14 protein-coding genes are annotated in these 13,640 nt (G+C 67.5%); 5 read left to right on the forward strand and 9 right to left on the reverse strand.

Features of this window, described 5'->3' with window-relative positions; all coding sequences use genetic code 11:
* Positions 1 to 53 precede the first annotated feature (53 nt).
* The 4 genes from JQS43_RS19175 to JQS43_RS19190 all read left to right on the forward strand — a co-directional run bounded on the left by JQS43_RS19175 (position 54) and on the right by JQS43_RS19190 (position 4,684).
* A complete protein-coding gene (locus JQS43_RS19175) occupies positions 54 to 434 on the forward strand; it encodes a YidH family protein (protein WP_239675763.1) in 381 nt (126 codons plus the stop codon).
* Positions 431 to 760, forward strand: a complete 330-nt coding sequence (locus tag JQS43_RS19180; protein ID WP_239675764.1) for a DUF202 domain-containing protein — start codon at positions 431 to 433, stop codon at positions 758 to 760. Before JQS43_RS19175 ends, JQS43_RS19180 begins: the two co-directional genes overlap by 4 nt.
* Before the next feature lie 107 nt (positions 761 to 867).
* Positions 868 to 1,341, forward strand: coding sequence for a PLDc N-terminal domain-containing protein (locus JQS43_RS19185; RefSeq protein ID WP_239675765.1), 474 nt, complete (start codon positions 868 to 870; stop codon positions 1,339 to 1,341).
* A 97-nt stretch (positions 1,342 to 1,438) separates the two neighbouring features.
* Positions 1,439 to 4,684, forward strand: a complete 3,246-nt coding sequence (locus tag JQS43_RS19190) for an ATP-binding protein (RefSeq protein WP_239675766.1) — start codon at positions 1,439 to 1,441, stop codon at positions 4,682 to 4,684.
* Here JQS43_RS19190 and JQS43_RS19195 read toward each other — a convergent pair.
* Together JQS43_RS19195 and JQS43_RS19200 are read right to left on the reverse strand one after the other, a co-directional pair.
* On the reverse strand, positions 4,668 to 5,513 hold the full coding sequence (locus tag JQS43_RS19195; RefSeq protein ID WP_239675767.1) for an ABC transporter permease: 846 nt from the start codon (positions 5,511 to 5,513) through the stop codon (positions 4,668 to 4,670). The genes JQS43_RS19190 and JQS43_RS19195 overlap by 17 nt on opposite strands.
* Complete coding sequence (locus tag JQS43_RS19200; RefSeq protein WP_239675768.1) at positions 5,510 to 6,472, reverse strand: ATP-binding cassette domain-containing protein; 963 nt, start codon at positions 6,470 to 6,472, stop codon at positions 5,510 to 5,512. Before JQS43_RS19200 ends, JQS43_RS19195 begins: the two co-directional genes overlap by 4 nt.
* 105 nt (positions 6,473 to 6,577) lie before the next feature.
* Here JQS43_RS19200 and JQS43_RS19205 point away from each other — a divergent pair, with 105 nt between their 5' ends.
* Positions 6,578 to 6,730 carry a hypothetical protein gene (locus tag JQS43_RS19205; protein WP_239675769.1) on the forward strand — a complete coding sequence of 51 codons (153 nt, stop codon included), beginning with the start codon at positions 6,578 to 6,580 and terminating at the stop codon, positions 6,728 to 6,730.
* Between the two features lie 526 nt (positions 6,731 to 7,256).
* On the opposite strand, the gene JQS43_RS19210 is transcribed toward JQS43_RS19205, so the two are convergent.
* From JQS43_RS19210 to JQS43_RS19240, 7 genes are all read right to left on the reverse strand, one after another.
* Positions 7,257 to 7,925 carry a DUF8185 domain-containing protein gene (locus JQS43_RS19210; RefSeq protein WP_239675770.1) on the reverse strand — a complete coding sequence of 223 codons (669 nt, stop codon included), beginning with the start codon at positions 7,923 to 7,925 and terminating at the stop codon, positions 7,257 to 7,259.
* A 7-nt stretch (positions 7,926 to 7,932) separates the two neighbouring features.
* Positions 7,933 to 9,609 carry an energy-dependent translational throttle protein EttA gene (ettA, locus tag JQS43_RS19215; RefSeq protein WP_239675771.1) on the reverse strand — a complete coding sequence of 559 codons (1,677 nt, stop codon included), beginning with the start codon at positions 9,607 to 9,609 and terminating at the stop codon, positions 7,933 to 7,935.
* Between the two features lie 334 nt (positions 9,610 to 9,943).
* Positions 9,944 to 10,153, reverse strand: coding sequence for a hypothetical protein (locus tag JQS43_RS19220; RefSeq protein ID WP_239675772.1), 210 nt, complete (start codon positions 10,151 to 10,153; stop codon positions 9,944 to 9,946).
* A 197-nt stretch (positions 10,154 to 10,350) separates the two neighbouring features.
* A complete protein-coding gene (locus tag JQS43_RS19225; RefSeq protein WP_239675773.1) occupies positions 10,351 to 10,998 on the reverse strand; it encodes a hypothetical protein in 648 nt (215 codons plus the stop codon).
* Between the two features lie 111 nt (positions 10,999 to 11,109).
* Positions 11,110 to 12,531 carry a hypothetical protein gene (locus JQS43_RS19230; RefSeq protein ID WP_239675774.1) on the reverse strand — a complete coding sequence of 474 codons (1,422 nt, stop codon included), beginning with the start codon at positions 12,529 to 12,531 and terminating at the stop codon, positions 11,110 to 11,112.
* 155 nt (positions 12,532 to 12,686) lie between these two features.
* Positions 12,687 to 12,968 carry a hypothetical protein gene (locus JQS43_RS19235; RefSeq protein WP_239675775.1) on the reverse strand — a complete coding sequence of 94 codons (282 nt, stop codon included), beginning with the start codon at positions 12,966 to 12,968 and terminating at the stop codon, positions 12,687 to 12,689.
* The gene (locus JQS43_RS19240) at positions 12,965 to 13,543 is read right to left on the reverse strand and encodes a hypothetical protein (protein WP_239675776.1); all 579 of its coding nucleotides are present in this window, start codon (positions 13,541 to 13,543) and stop codon (positions 12,965 to 12,967) included. Before JQS43_RS19240 ends, JQS43_RS19235 begins: the two co-directional genes overlap by 4 nt.
* Between the last annotated feature and the right edge of the window lie 97 nt (positions 13,544 to 13,640).

Below are 13,640 nucleotides of genomic sequence, written 5' to 3' on the forward strand. Positions count from 1 at the left end.
GGCACACCGCCGGCCGGGCAGGCCACCGCAGCCAGCTGACGGATAATGGCCGAATGTGGCGGGAGTGGTTCAACCCGGAAGCGGTCCGCCGCGTCGGCTCCACCCCTGACTACCGGTTCTCGCTGGCCAACGAACGCACCTTCCTCGCCTGGCTACGCACCGGCCTGGCGCTGGTCGCCGGTGGCCTGGTGGTCGCGCAGTTCCTGCCCGAGCTGCGGATACCACTGGTCCGTGAAGCGCTCGCGATCGTCCTGCTGGTCCTGGGGGGCACGGTCACGATCCGCGGGCTCAACCATTGGGTACGGTGCGAGAAGGCGATCCGACAGGGGCATGATCTGCCCGAGTCACGGTTTCCGGCGATGCTGGCGGTAGGCGTCGCCGCCGGGGCAGCGCTGCTGGTGATGATCGTGGTGATCGAGGGCCTCACCGGGTGACCACCACCGGCGACCCGCCCACCCCCGACCCCCCACCGGGTCGATTCGCCGAACGCACCCGGCTCGCCTGGCGACGGACGGTGCTAGCGGTCACCATCGTCGCGCTGCTGGCGCTGCGCCAGGCGCTACTCGTCCCAGCCCCGGCCCTCCGGGCGCTGGCGATCGTCGCGCTGGTGGCAGGCTGGCTGACCATCCTGGCGGTCAGCTCCCGCCGAATCGTCGCGCTGCGGGCCCGCCGACCGGCCGCGGTCGGCTCACCCGTACCTACGCTGACCCTCTTCACGGTCGCGCTCGCGATCCTCGGCGGTTTGCTGGTGATGGCGTAGCCTGATTCGACCCGGCGTAACCTGGTTCGACCCGACAGCGGGGCCGCCGGACCAAGCCGATCCGATGGTTAGTGGCCGGCGGGCTAACCGCGTGCGACGATGGCGGCATGTTCCGCGCTGCTGTTGTGCTCTCCCTCGCCAGCGTGCTGCTCGCCGCCCTCGCGTTGATCAGCTGTCTGTCGGTCGAAGACAAGCGGGAGATCCGAGTGATGCCCCGCTTCGCCTGGGTGCTGGTGATCCTGCTGGTGCCGCTGCTCGGCGCCGGCGGCTGGTTCCTCGCCGGTCGACCGGCACGCCCGGTCGGTAAGCCCGGCTCCCCCTGGCGGGCCGCCACCGGCTTCCCCGAGCCGAGACGCCCGCAAGCCCCGGACGACGACCCGGAGTTCCTCCGCTCCCTCGGCGAACGCGCCACCGGCGACGGCGGTCAGGGCACCACCTCCGAGGAGGACGAGCTGCTGCGGCGCTGGGAAGAAGACCTGAAACGACGGGAAGACGACCACCGCGGCGGGAAGGACGACCCCCCGGATGGCCCGGCAAAACCGGAGGAGGAGCGCCGCCGCCGCGACGGCACCGAGAGCTGAGCCACCCCTCCCCCGCTACGCCGCCCCACCCGACCGGCTCCACCCCACCACCGCTACCTGGTCACCCCCACCGGTCATCGCAGGGCACAATCGAAGCGTGGAGATCGCGCTGCTGGGGCCGTTGCAGATCCGCAGCGCCACCGGCGACCTCATCGAGGTGGGTGGTCGCCGCGTTCGGCTGCTGGTGGCGCTGCTTGCCTGGGAGGCCGGCCAACCGGTAAGTCACACTACCCTCGTCGATCGGATCTGGCCCGACCAACCACCCGACCGTACGGCGAACGCGTTGCAGGCGCTGGTGTCCCGGGCCCGCCGGCAACTCCCCGCCGACGCGGTGGTCTCCCGCAACGGCGGCTACCAGCTCGCGGTGGAGCCAACCGCGGTGGACCTGCACCAGTTCCACCGGCTCGTCGAGCAGGGCCGGGCAGCGCTGCCCCACCATCCAGATCACGCCGCCGCCACCCTCGACGCGGCGCTGACGCTGTGGCGAGGACCCGAGGTGCTACCCGGGTTGGCGCAGACCGGCCCGTTGGCGCGCCTCGTCACCCAGCTCACCGAGGTCCGGCACGCCATCGTCGAAGAGTGGGCCGATGCCCAACTCCGGGTAGGCCCGGCCGACCCGGTGGTACCCCGGTTAGCAGCGCTACTCGCGGCCGAACCGGGCCGGGAACGAGCGGTCGGCCTCCAGATGCGCGCCCTGAGCCACGCCGGCCGCACCGGCGACGCACTCGAACTCTTCCAGCGGACCCGGACCGTCCTCGCCGAACAGCTCGGCGTCGACCCGTCACCGCCGCTCACCGAGCTGCACCGCCGGCTGCTGCGCGGCGCCCCGGAACCGCAGCCAGCTACCACCACCACCGGCGCGCAGCTCGACGGGGCGCTCCGGGCGGACCTGACCAGCTTCGTCGGCCGCGACCAGGATCTGACCCGGCTGGCCCAGCTACTACAGACTCGACGACTCTGCACCCTCACCGGCCCAGGCGGCGCGGGCAAGACCCGGCTGGCCAGAGCAGCCGCCCGGGACACTGCCCACCAGTTCCCCGACGGCGTCACACTGGTCGAACTCGCGCCCTACGCCGACCCGGCCGACCTACCCGCGGTGGTCTTCGCGGCGCTGCGGGTACGCGACGAGGGTCCGACGGCCCTGCGCCGCACCGCCCGTGCCGACAGCACCGAGCCGGACTCTACCCAGCGGCTGGTCCAGGCGCTCGCCAGTCGGCGCTGCCTGCTGTTGTTGGACAACTGCGAGCACCTGGTCGACGCCGTGGCAAAGCTCGCGCAGCACCTGCTCAGCCGCTGCCCAGAGCTGCGAATCCTCGCCACCAGCCGGGAGGCGCTACAGGTCACCGGTGAGGCGACCTGGCCGGTCGACCCGCTGGCGCTACCCGCCGAGCAGACGCCGGCCGGGCAGGCCCTCACCTACCCGGCGCTGCGCCTGTTCGCCGACCGGGCCGCCGCCGCCCACCCCGGCCTCCGAGTCGACGAGACGAACGCCCGGACCGCCGTACGCATCTGCCGTGCCCTCGACGGGATGCCGCTGGCGATCGAACTCGCGGCGGCCCGACTCCGCACCATGAGCCTGAGCCAGCTCGCGAGCCGGTTAGACGACCGGTTCCGGGTACTCACCGGCGGCGACCGGACCGCGTTGCCGCGCCACCGCACCCTGCGCGCCATGGTCGACTGGAGCTGGGAGCTGCTCGACTCCGACGAACAGAAACTGCTGCGCCGGCTGGCGGGGTTCTCCGGCACAATCTCGCAGGCCGCAGCCGAAGCGGTGGGCGCCGGGTCGGGCCTGCCGACGGCGGCGATCCTCGACCTGCTCACCGCCCTGGCCGACAAGTCGCTACTGGTGCCTACCCACTCCGACGACGACCAGCTCAGATTCCGGATGCTCGAAACGATCCGGGCCTACGGGCAGGAGAAGCTCACCGAGGCCGGCGAGGAAGAGCTGGTACGGCGGGCCCACACCGACCACTTCTTGACCATGGCGGAGACCGCCGAGCCGCTGCTGCGGACCGGTGCACAGGTCGAGTGGCTCCGCCGGCTGCACGCAGACGCCGACAACCTTCACACCGCGCTACGCCGCGCCATCACCGACGGCGACACTTACACCGCAGTACGGCTAGTAGCGGCGCTCGGGTGGTTCTGGGCATTGTCGGGCCGCCGGGTCGAAGGAGTGGCGCTGGCCCGGCAGGCACTCGCGCTGCCCGGCGAAACCCCCGATCAGGTGCGTGCCCAGGCATACACGGTCGCCGCCTGCACCGGGGTGGAGCACGTCTACGAGGACACCGTCGAGGAGTGGTTCCGGCGCGCCGCCGAACTTGCCGCTCGAACCGACAACGACCACCCGATGGTCCGCATGGTCGGTCCGCTCTACGAACTGTTCACCGCCCCCAGTTGGCAGCCGCGCAGCTGGCGCGACCGCCCGCCGCTGCCCGAGCAACGGATTACCCACCTCTTCGATGATCCGGACCCCTGGGTGCGGGGCACGTCGCGGATCATGCACCTCATGGCCGCTCTGCATACCGGCGGTGATCCGGCCGACTTCGCCGAACACACCGCAGCCGCGATCGACGCCTTCCGGCTGGTGGGCGACGGATGGGGCGAAGCGACCGCCCGGAGCGGGTCCGCCGAAATCGCGGCCATCCGCGGCGACCTCGACACCGCGATCAACGAGAACCGGCGGGCACTGGCGATCATCGACACGCTCGGGGTCCACGAAGACCGGATCCACTTCCAGACCAGGCTTGCCGAGCTGCGCTGGCTGCAAGGCGACCGGGCTGCCGCCCACGCCACGCTCGCCGAAAGCCGCCAGCAGGTTGACTACCACCGTCTCCGTGCGGCCCGGGTGGTAGTGGGGCGGGCCATCGCGGATCTAGCCCGGCTCGATCATGACCTTCCCGCCGCCACCGCCGCGCTAGCGTGGGCGACCGGACCCGACGACGACAGCTACCTAGGCACCGAACCCGCCATCACGCTGTCGGTCGCCCACGCACATCTCGCGGTGGCCGAGCACGACCCGGACACCGCACGTGCCTACCTGGCAACGGCGGCCGCCCTGTTGAGCCAGGGCAGCTGCGCCGGCACCGTCGCCGCCCGCGTGGCGCTAGGCCACGCCGACCTCGCTCTCACCGAGGGAGACCACACCCGAGCCGCTGAGCTGCTGGGGGTCAGCGAGGCGATCCGCGGCTACCGGGACCAGTCGCAGGCCGACGCGGCCCGGATCGAAGCGGCCGCGGGCGCGGGCCTGGGCGAGCAGCTGCTCGCCCAGGCCCGCGCCCGCGGCAATGCAAACCCCGATTGGCTCGGGGGACTCACGCCGTCGGAGATCACACTCGCCGTTTGAACGCGTACACCGACAACGGCGCGAAGATCAACACCAGGGCCGCCGCCCACAACAGCGAGGCCGCGACCGGCCCACTGGCGGACTCCACATACCACGGGGTGCCGATCGCCGAATCACCCAACATCAACGCCCGGCTCGCGTCGGCGAGCTGGCTCACCGGGTTGACGTTGACGAACGCCTGCAACCATCCCGGCATGGTGTCCGCCGGCACGAACACGTTGCTGACGAAGGTGATCGGGAACAACGCCACCATGCCGAAGATCTGCACCCGCTCCGGATCCTTGGCCAACAGCCCGATCAGAACCGACAGCCACGAGAACGCGAGCGCGAACACCAGCAACAACACGATCGTGCCGATTAGCCCGACCACGCCGTTGCCGAGCCGGAATCCGAGAATCAGTCCGATAATCAGAACCAACACAATCGACCACAGCTGCTTGACCTGGTCCGCGCCGATCCGGCCCGCCAGCGGCGCCCAGCGGGCGATCGGCAGCGACCGGAACCGGTCGAACACCCCCTTGGTCAGGTCGGTGTTCAACCCTTGCGCCACATAGAGGGTGACGAAGAGCATGTTCATCACCAACATGCCGGGCAGCATGAACTGTAGATACGCCTGCCAATCGCCAGCGATCGCGCCGCCGAACACAAACGTGAACAACAGCACGAACATGATCGGCTGGAAACTGAAGTCGCTCAGCTCCCACGGGTTGTGCCGAACCTGCACCACCGTCCGCCACGCCAGGGTCAGACTCTGGCGGATCCCGTCGATCGGATTCACCCGTGGACTCAACGACTGCGCCGGCGGCGCCACTGTGGTGACGGCGCTCATGCCGCACTCCCTTCACTCTGCTCGCTCTCGTCGACCGGCTGGCCGGTCAAGGTCAGGAAGACCTCGTTCATGTCCGAGGTCCGCAACGCCAACTCCGTGACCGTCACTCCTGCCTCATCGAGCCGGCGAACCACCTGCGGCAGCACCGCCGGGTCGGCCACCTGGGCGCTCACCAACGTGCCCTTCACCTCGGGCGCCGCCGACGCGACCTGGCCCACCAACGAGGTGACCGTCGGCAAGTGCGCCTCATCAGCCGGCCGCACCACCAGGGTCTGGCCGCCGACCTTCGCCTTCAGCTCATCCGGTGCGCCGGACGCGATCACCCGACCCCGGTCGATCACCACGATGTCGTCGGCGAGCTCATCGGCCTCCTCGAGATATTGCGTGGTGAGCAACACCGTGGTGCCGCCCGCGACCAGCGACCGGATCACTCCCCACAGATCGGTGCGCGCCCGCGGGTCGAGCCCGGTGGTCGGCTCGTCCAGATACAACAGCGGCGGCTCGCCCACCAGACTGGCCGCCAGGTCGAGTCGGCGCCGCATCCCACCGGAGAAGGTCCGTGCCGCCCGATGCCCAGCCTCGGTCAGGTCGAACTGGCGCAACAGCTCGTGTGCCCGCGCCCTGGCGCGGGCCCGGCTGAACCCCAACAGCCGCCCGATCAACAGCAGATTCTCCACCCCGGTCAGCTGTTCATCGACCGACGCATACTGGCCGGTCAGCCCGATCAACTGCCGCACCTGATGCCCGTCCCGCAGCACGTCGTAGCCGGCCACGGTGGCGCGCCCGGCATCCGGACGCAGCAGCGTCGCGAGCACTCTGACCGCAGTAGTCTTTCCCGCCCCGTTCGGGCCAAGCAGTCCCAGCACCGACCCGCTGCGGACCGCAAGATCCACCCCGTCCAGCGCGGTCGTCTCGCCGAAGCGCTTTACCAGCCCTTCGGCCCAAATCGCATGATCCATCAGCTTGGCTCCCGTCCCCTCTGTCACAAGCTCCGCCCACTATCAGCCCTTGCCCTGACATTTCGCTGACGTTTTTCCGCCAATCCGCGGTACGGGACAGGAGCTGTGAACAGCGTCACTACCAACGGCCGCCCCGCCGCCGCGCGCGGCGCGCGGCGCGCGGCGGCGATCATGAGCTTGTTGACAGACTCGCCGGGCGAGTCGGTGATGAAGCTCATGATCGGCGCGTGCTTGGTGGGTTCAGTGGTGATCCACTAGTACAACAAAACGAACTAAACCGACTAGCCAGGCGCCACCCAACCCACCTACCCAACGAAGGCGAGCGCCACATCCAGGGGTGCGGTGTACGGGCGGGCGCGGCGGCAGGTCATCCCAGGGCACCCGCGCGAGTCGCCCACACCGGCTAACACCCTCGCGTAAAACCGGGCAATTCCGACTTGGTTGGGCAGGGAGGGATCTTGCATACGGAAAAGTCGGATATTCCGGTACGCAAGATCCCTCTCCGGCCAACCAAGTCGAGGCCGGAGGGCGGGGTTATCCGCCACTCCACTCATCGAGTAGGCCGAAGGACGACTTCGGGCATCGTCCACACCGGATCTACCTAGGCGCAGCAGAACCTGTAGCCAGACCAGTGAACTGGCAAGTCGACCAGCGCAGGCGTATAGGTGCGCAGAGCAAACGCTCTGCAACACAACCTAAGCTGGGGCGATGCATGATGGCCAAATGTCCGGTCTAGCCAGGAGAGTCATTGATCCCGCGGGCCCACACCTCAGGAACACCTGACTCATCCAGTAAGGACGGTCAGCGGACCGGATTTCGGCGGCAGCCAGGCCGTGCCGTACCGGGCGGAGAGCCCGACCCACCGGCCCGCCACCCGCACCCGAACCGAAGGCTCGTCAGCCGCTTCGGCCCCCAGGAAGCCCATCCGCACCATCGCTTGCACGAGTCGCTGCGGCACCTCGATCCGCGCCGAGTCGTCACCGTCGGCTGACACCACGATCGGCACGTGATCGAGCAGCGCCTCCCGCAACACCCGGACCCCGACCGTCCGCCCCGCCAGCCCGTGGGCGGAGACGTCCCGAAGCGTGCCGGCGGCGGCGGTCGCGACCTGGCGCAACGTCTCCGCTGGGATCTCCTCCATCACCTCGCTGGCCTCCGGCGGCAGCGGCCACCGCCACTCTGAATCCCGACGCTGCGGCAACTGGCCGTCGTCGGCGTCGAGCAGCGCGCTTGCGGCCACTGTGGCGTCGCCCGGGGCGGGCCCTTCAACCTCCCTGGTCACCAGGGTTCCCCACGGCAGGCACGCCCACAGCGCGACCCGGCTCGGGGATGACCCGATGGCGGCGACCGGCCGAAGCCGGACCACCGCCATCGGGTCGAGTCGGGTCAACCTCCCAAGGAAAACCCGGGCGTCGTCGGAGGGGACGAACTGCCCGGCCACCCGGTCGGCCATCACTTGATCAGTCCCGGGTCAGCCGGCGATGCGTCACCCGATGCGGCCGGGCCGCCTCTTCACCCAGTCGATCAAGCTTGTTCTTCTCGTACGCGTCGAAGTTGCCCTCGAACCAGAACCACTTCGCCGGGTTCTCATCGTCACCTTCCCAGGCAAGAATGTGGGTCGCCACCCGGTCCAGGAACATCCGGTCGTGGGAGATCACCACAGCGCAGCCGGGGAAGTTCAGCAGCGCGGTCTCCAAACTGGAGAGGGTCTCCACATCCAGGTCGTTGGTGGGCTCATCGAGCAACACCACGTTGCCGCCGATCTTCAGCGTGAGCGCGAGGTTGAGCCGGTTGCGTTCACCACCGGAGAGGACCCCGGTCGGCTTCTGCTGGTCGGGCCCCTTGAAACCGAACGCCGCCACATACGCCCGCGACGGCACCTCGACCTTGCCGACCATCAGATGATCGAGCCCGTCGGAGACCACCTCCCAGACGGTCTTGGTCGGGTCCAGCCCGGACCGGTTCTGGTCGACGTACGACAGCTGAACCGTGTCCCCGACCTTGACCCCACCGGAGTCCGGCTGTTCCAAACCGACAATTGTCTTGAAGAGCGTCGTCTTGCCGACACCGTTGGGACCGATGATGCCGACGATCCCGTTACGAGGCAGCGAGAAGCTCAGATTGTCGATCAGCACCCGATCGCCGAAGCCCTTGACCAGCTTGTCGGCCTCGATGACGGTGCTGCCCAGCCGCGGACCCGGTGGGATCTGGATCTCCTCGAAGTCGAGCTTGCGGGTCTGCTCAGCCTCGGTCGCCATCTCCTCGTACCGCTGCAGCCGGGCGCGGCTCTTGCTCTGCCGGGCCTTGGCGCCGGAACGCACCCACTCCAGCTCGTCGGCGAGGCGCTTGCGCAGCTTCACATCCCGGCGACCCTGCACCCCGATCCGCTCGGCCTTCTTTTCCAGGTAGGTCGAGTAGTTGCCCTGGTAGCCGTGGACCTTGCCACGGTCGACCTCAGCGATCCAGTCGGCGACATGGTCGAGGAAGTACCGGTCGTGGGTGACCGCCAGGATGGTGCCCGGGTACTTCGCCAGGTGCTGCTCCAGCCACTGCACACTCTCGGCGTCCAGGTGGTTGGTGGGCTCGTCGAGCAGCAGCAGGTCGGGCTGCTCCAGCAGCAGCTTGCACAGCGCCACCCGCCGCCGCTCACCGCCGGAGAGGGTGCGGACCTCCGCGTCCGGTGGCGGGCACCGCAGCGCATCCATCGCGAGCTCAAGCTTCGAGTCGAGGTCCCACGCGTCGGCGTGGTCCAGCTCCTCCTGCAGCCGCCCCATCTCGGCCATCAGCTCGTCGGTGTAGTCCGTGGCGAGCTGTTCGGCGATCTCGTTGAACCGGGCAAGCTTGGCCTTAGTGTCGGCGACCGCCTCCTCAATGTTGCCGAGCACCGACTTGTCTTCGGTCAGCGGCGGCTCCTGGGCCAGTAGGCCGACGGTGTAGCCCGGCATCAACCGGGCGTCGCCGTTGGTCGGCTGGTCCAACCCGGCCATGATCTTGAGCAGGCTGGACTTGCCGGCCCCGTTCGGGCCGACCACGCCGATCTTGGCGCCGGGCAGGAAGTTCAGCGTGACGTCATCGAGGATGACCTTGTCGCCATGGGCCCGCCTGGCCTTGTCGAGCACGTAGATGAACTGGGCCACGGTAAGCCCTACCTCCGGTAGTCTGTTGATCGCCACTTGCCTGGTACGCCCGACCGGCTGCGCGGTCCGCCCCGCCGGGTACGCCGCACTCCATCTTCCCAGCTACCCCGCGGATCGCCCACAGCGGCCGGCGTGTCACCGACCACCAGCCCGCGAGAAAGTGACCTGGGCCCTGGCAAGCTGACACGCCCGCGTCGAGGCGTCCGGCCGCCCGGTACCTCAGCGCGGAACGCCCCGAGACGTGTAGTCGGCCTGTCTCCGCGTCACCTCGATACCGCGGCGCGCATCGCGTGACCGACGCGGACGAGTGTGAACGCCACCCGCACCAGCGGAGTCAGGTCGCCGTTGTCCAGCTGTTGACCGGCCGGCTCAGGAACGAGCCCTGCTCTGCGGCGGTCCCGCTCTGCCGATGAAGAGTGGTGGCGGCATCGACATCGCTGTTGTGGACGACGCTGCCGGCCGAGGTGGTGTCTACCCCGAGGTTCGCGACCCGCTGGCCGACCCTGGTGGCCGCTGGCACGACCATCTCAGCGTAGCGATCCATCGCGTAGAGGATCCGCGTATCGTGGAGCTTCCCTGCGGTTTCCTGGTAGGTGATCCTGATCCGGCGGGCCCAGGAATCCCACGGCCTGGACGTATGCGCGGTAGCGTGACCTGCCCGGATTACCTCGTCTGGGTGAACCTCGAAGAACGCTGGCTCTGGCAACGGTAGTTCCTCTCGTCTGCGCACTGCCGACCTATTTAAGCATCGCCAAGCTTGTGGGTCGCCCATTCATCACACTCGGGTTGGTAGCCAACCTCCGGATCCCGGTAATCATCGCCGGCGTATGAGGCAGTGTGGTCAACCAGCCACCGTTGATCGTCGTCGACTGTCCTCCTCACCAGGTCATACTCGGTGAGAACCGCTCGGTGGTCGCGCCACACTTCAGAACCGCCACCGCGGCTGACCGGGCCGTGAAAACCTTCGTCAGCACACAGCAGGACGGTTGCGGCATCACCGTTCACCCTGGCCTCCATCACTCGGATCCACCGCGGCCCGATCCACGGATCCGGGTTCGTGCCGCGCACGTTGGCGTGGTACCCACGGACCTGTTCTGCGTAGTCGTCAGTCGCGAGCAGCAATAGCAGGTCAAGATCCTCGGGCTCGCGCGGCACTGGACCGAAGATCAACATGTGTTCCAGCGCCTCGAACAGGCGCGCGACCCCAGCCGCGGCCACCTGGTCAGGCTCAGGAAACTCGGGAACCTCCCAGTGCAGTGGCCAGTCAGGTGGAATCCCCTCCAGCGGTATGCGAGCCAGCTCCTCCTCGTACGAGTCGGTCTCGCCGGGCGCAGTGCGCTGGGGCGCGGGACCCGATCCGGTGCAGGCCAAGGTGACCGCGCCGAGCACCAAGGCCGCGGTAAAGGAGTGGGCCGTCGCCTGCCATCGAGGTCGCCGCCGTGTATTAGTAAGAGGAAGCACTGGTCCTCCTTCGCTCCTCCGCACCATCGGGTCACGGAACTAGCTCTCTAGCCTGCTTCCAGCGAGATCATCGTTCGCCGCACCATATTCCTCGTTGTACGCTCCACGCGCCGCGCTCTCGAGGGAGCGGGCGCCGGAGTCGGCTCCGCCGTTGCTGAGATACTCCCGCCAGACTATGTACTCTCGGCTGTTCGGCCGATGGAGCCACTCCTCTATCGGCTTGAGTTCTCCATCCTCGACCAACACTGCCTGTACGTGGTCCGGCAGCTCATCCGGATCGGTATGGCGGTAGGCGCCCATCAGCGCCTGCTCCTCCAACCGTTGCCGGCTGAGTTCCCGCATGACCCCGATCTCCCAGTCCGCCTGGCCGACGTGACTGACCTGCTCTCCTTCCATGCGTCGCTCCAGCAGCTCCTCGACGCCAAAGACTATGCTTCCCACAGGCAAAGGGGCACCGGTGGCATCCAACAGGTCCCCGCCGAGGTTCGCCCCAAGCTGATAGACAAGGTAACGGTTCTCCAACTCGCGATTATGCGCGGCCGCCTGTTCCTCCCACTTGCCGTCGATCTGGGTAGCCGCGCCGATATCAAGGGCACCGAACATCCTGGCCGCAGGTTCAATGACACTATTCGTCGCCGCCTCAAATACGTCGTCATGCCCACCCGCGCCCGAGAGGTAGTAGTCATACAGCACACTCATGTAGACTTCCTCAGCGACCATGACGGTCTCCCTTGCCTCAGCATTGCGACCGAGTTCAGCAAGGAAGTACTGCAGATCCGAAGAATCCACGCTAACGTTCTGCTCGCCTGGGACCGCACTGTCACTGTGCCCGCCCAGCATGCTCCAGTGCATATCATCTATGTAACCCGCAGCGACACGCCCCAGATACGGTCGAAGGGTGTCCACGACGACGTCCCGTTCTTCAATTGGCGTCTCCTTGACCGTGTCATCGTTCGCGATCGCGTAGACAATCGACTCGACGATCCGGTAGGAGCGTTCGTCAGGCGGATAGAGCTGCCGAAGCTCTCCATCCGGGCCACGTTCCATAGTGATACCGGCCACGTGCTCCAGGACCCGTCCGAAGGTCTCCAGGCCGGACTCGTAAGGCCCCCACTCCTTGTCAGTGACCAGGTAGTCCACCCGGGGCAGATGCAGGCCACCACCCTCAAGTGACTCCACACTTCCCGCCAAAGCGGCACGGGCGCCGTAGGGATTATTCTCGAAGGCCTCCATTAGGCTCACCAATGGATAGTAGCTGGCGGCCGGGTTGTCACCGGCCAGTACCCGCGCCAGATCCAATGGCCCGGTCGCATAGGTGCCATCCCAGACGCCATTGCCGCCGAGCTCGATTTCAAAGTCGATCATGTCGCCGCCGACTCTCTGCAGAAACCACTCGTCGTAGTGTCCGTGGGTGAGCAGCGGAGCCAGCAACTGATATCCGTAGATTTGCTTGGTCGTCATTCCGTCGAGGCGTTGTGGATATGTCTCACGCCCTGCCGCGATGAGCTCCTCGATCCATTCGGGTGATAGCTCATGCTCCGCGGGATGGTACTGTTCACCATCGCCCCACGGAGCCGACCCGTAGCTACCTCGCTGAGTCGTTGCGGTAGCCAGCGCTACCCCAGTCCTTCCTGGATCCTCACCAGCACATCCAGATCAGCATGGTCCTGAAGCTCTACGACAGCTTGGTTGGCTTTGATCAATCCGTCGGGACCGAGGTCGCTGAGCAGAAAGTACGAAAACTCCTCGTCGTCCGCATGTTCATAAAAAAAACCGGCCAGCCGCTCGAGCTCCGCGTCGCTGGGGGTCTGGGTCGGATCTTCGAGGACGCCCACTATCCGCTGTGCTTCCTCAATGGTGGCGGCCCACTCCCACTCAGCGGCGAAGAAGGCCGTCATGGGACCCGGCGGGATCGTACCCAACTCCCGCGCCAGTTCGAGATTCTCCCAGGTTGGGCCGTTCGTAACATGCCGGCCACATCCCGCGCGCCCTCGTCTACATGAACGGTGAAGACACGGTGCCATTCCTCCTCGAGCTCGTGAATCATGAGGTCGCGCTCTGACTTACGGAGGAGCTCTCTCAGCATGTCGGGTTGCTCGTCAAAGTCGGCGTACTTGGCGTGGAGCCGCCTCTCGAGGTCTACCGGGACCTGCCCCAACTGCTCGAGCAACTGGTCGACCTGGCGGTTGAACTCTCGCACGTGCTCCGCCCAAGTCAACAGGGGCACCGCTGCCCATGCCACCTTCGACGCTACGTCCCGTGCAGCAGCACGCAGATCTTCCGGTGCCGCCTGCAATTCCTCGGCTGCAAGGCCGTCCCATGCGGCCACCGCCGGGTCAAATGCCCGATCAGTGAGGGTCTCGTGGTCCGTGGCCTCCTCCGCCAGACGAACCAGGCCCCCGGCCTCGCCCTCCAGCAACGCGGGCAAAGCCGGATGTCGTTCAAAAGGACTCCTCGGCTGCACAATGATCACCCCCACTATCCCGATCGGCAACCCTGGGTAAGCAGGCCACTCGCCCACAAGTTCGGACCGGACCGCTCAAAGCCCCGCCGGCCAGGCTTCTCCGAGC

It is taken from the genome of Natronosporangium hydrolyticum (assembly GCF_016925615.1).
Classification (GTDB): Bacteria; Actinomycetota; Actinomycetes; order Mycobacteriales; family Micromonosporaceae; genus Natronosporangium; species Natronosporangium hydrolyticum.